We start from the raw sequence: 2,590 nt of genomic DNA on the forward strand, positions 1-2,590 counted from the left end.
TTTGACAAGACTGCTGAGGTTTTTATGGGTTTTTTAAACTTCGTTGGTTCTCTCATATGGCTTCTCTAAAATTTTGTTCACAGAGACTAGATCATGTTGAACATTAACTCTATTTTGGCATTTGTGTTTGCTCCTGCGTGTATGTTATGTCGTTTCTTATCCCTAGCTTTAAAAAGTTTTGTCTGTCCCCTTTTTCCTATAAGTGGAATATCTTGAACTTTTCCATCAAATTTCAATTTCCTTCCTTGTTCTACTTCCTCGGAAAGAGAACCTTTTAATTCTTCACAGTATATAAGGGCATTAATACCAATCTATTGATCTCCACTCCCAATAGTTTTATCCTTCAAAGTCATATTTATCACTCACTATAAATTAGCTTAATCTAGTATAGCGCTAAATCACAACCTTACCAAGCAAGTTATTCACCCTCTTAGCAAACAGGCTCGCGTCATCCATCTCCTCGCCCTCTACGATACAAGCTTGATAGAACAATAAGTGGATCATATCCTCCAATGTTGAGTTTCCACCATCTTCAACGTGAGATTTCATTATGCTTTTTATTACAGGATGTTTAGTGTTGATTTCGAGCACCTTTGGTGTGCGGTAATTTAGCTGTTTTTGCTCACGTAAAAAACGTTCCATTCTAAGATCCATCGCACCCTCATCAACCGCCAAACATACAGGACTATCAGTCAATTTTTTGGAAATTTTTACGCTTTTCACTAAACTGCCAAGAACCTTAGTGAAATACTCTAATATAGAATCCGTATTTTCTTCGCTCTTTTCTTCATTTGATTTATTTTCTTTGTCCTTCTTCTCCGAAGAGAATTTTTCCAAATCAACATCAGCACGAGTTACGGACTTAATCTTCTGGTCTTTATATTCATGAATTACGCTAGTCCAGAAATCATCCACTGGATCAACAAACAGAAGAACTTCCAGTCCTTTGCTGATAAACCCCTCAAGTTGTGGACTGTTTTTCACCGAATCTAAGCTATTTCCTGTGAGGTAATAGATATGCTCCTGCTCAGGCTTCATTCTGCTTATATAGTCATCAATGCTGACCAACTTATCATCACCAGTGCTATAGAATCTGCAAATTGAGAGCAGCCCTTCTCTTTCGTCAGTTGGCATAGCTTCACAAAGACCCTCTTTCAATACTGCACCAAAATTGGTCCAGAACTTCGTGTATTCCTCTAAATTCTCTTTTGCCTTTTTACCAAGCCCTGATATCACGCGCTTAGTGAGGGATTTTCTGATTTGCTCAACAACACGATTGTTCTGTAGTGTTTCTCTGCTGATATTAAGAGGCAAATCCGGTGAGTCAACCACGCCTTTCAAGAAACGTAAGTACTGCGGTATGATTTGCACATTATCCTCAGTGACAAACACTTTATTTACATACAATTTCACGGAGCAACGTCTATCTGGGTGAAATAAGTCAAAAGGCTTGATAGAAGGTACATAAAGCAAATTTGTATACTCTATTGCACCTTCATTTTTGTTGTGCAATATCATCCAAGGTTCCCCGCCAACATGTGCAACACCGCGGAAAAAATCGTTGTGCTCCTCTTGAGTAACGTCGTTTTTCGGCTTAGTCCAAATTGCAGCCTTGCTGTTTAACTTCTCACTTTTTCCTTCTTCATCTACAAATTCAACGGGAAAATTTATGTGATCTGAATAAGTAGTAACAATATTTTCAATGCGAAACTTGTCTAAAAACTCATTTTCTTCAGGACGCATAACCAGGGTAATCTTGGTTCCACGAGGGATTTGATCATCTAATTTGCCAATTGAATATTCTCCATTTCCCTTGGATTTCCAGATCCAAGATTCCTCTTCTCCTGCCTTTTGAGATTCAACTATAACTTCTGAAGCAACCATGAAGCTCGAGTAAAAACCGACACCAAATTTTCCGATTAACTCTACAGTTTGGCTTGAATCCTTGCTACTTTTAATCGCCTCCAGAAATCTTTGTGTACCAGAACTGGCAACTGTACCAAGGTTATCTATTAAATCCTGCCTGTTCATCCCGATACCATTATCAGTGATATATAATTCATTTTTATCTTTACTGGAGCTAATGGTGATTTTTAACTCATCGCTTGAATCTAGCAAGTTAGGGTTTAGTTGAGATTCGTAGCGCAATTTGTCGCATGCATCTGATGCATTTGATATTAACTCACGCAGAAAAATATCCTTGTTGGTATAAAGCGAATGAATTACTATATTCAGCACTTTCCCTACTTCAGCATCAAATTTTAAATTTTCGGTTCCTTTTACGTTATGCATTTTGAGCTCCATTATTAGCCTACTACCTATATAATTTAAGTGTTGCATTGCGATCTTTCAAGGTCACGCACGCCAAAATAAAACTTCTCGCATAACAAACTTTTGATAGTGCGTTTGATGAAACAAAAAAACTACTTGACAACCTTCGCCGTTACCCTTATAATAGCAGTGAGGCTATTATTTATCTTCAGTCTGTGCAAATTAAACGACAAAAAACTCAATGTACTTGGCGTCTTATGTTTAATTTTTTGCACTATGTGCACCTCATGTCTTTATAAACTTTCAAGGTTTTTACCTA

At 37.4% G+C, this 2,590-nt stretch carries 2 protein-coding genes; both read right to left on the reverse strand.

The features are described from left to right. Window positions 1-86: 86 nt before the first annotated feature. Window positions 87-236 (reverse strand): hypothetical protein, encoded by a 150-nt coding sequence (locus tag GO685_RS04720; RefSeq protein ID WP_175937791.1) that lies wholly within the window; start codon window positions 234-236, stop codon window positions 87-89. A gap of 157 nt (window positions 237-393) precedes the next feature. Beyond that, the gene (gene htpG, locus GO685_RS04725; RefSeq protein ID WP_175937792.1) at window positions 394-2,292 is read right to left on the reverse strand and encodes a molecular chaperone HtpG; all 1,899 of its coding nucleotides are present in this window, start codon (window positions 2,290-2,292) and stop codon (window positions 394-396) included. Window positions 2,293-2,590 lie beyond the last annotated feature (298 nt).

Source organism: Wolbachia endosymbiont of Madathamugadia hiepei, assembly GCF_013366855.1.
Taxonomy (GTDB): Bacteria; Pseudomonadota; Alphaproteobacteria; order Rickettsiales; family Anaplasmataceae; genus Wolbachia.

What these genes read in the sequence shown, in the direction of transcription:
- htpG (WP_175937792.1), bottom strand. Translation starts at nt 2,292, where the DNA reads ATGCATAACGTAAAAGGAACCGAAAATTTAAAATTTGATGCTGAAGTA.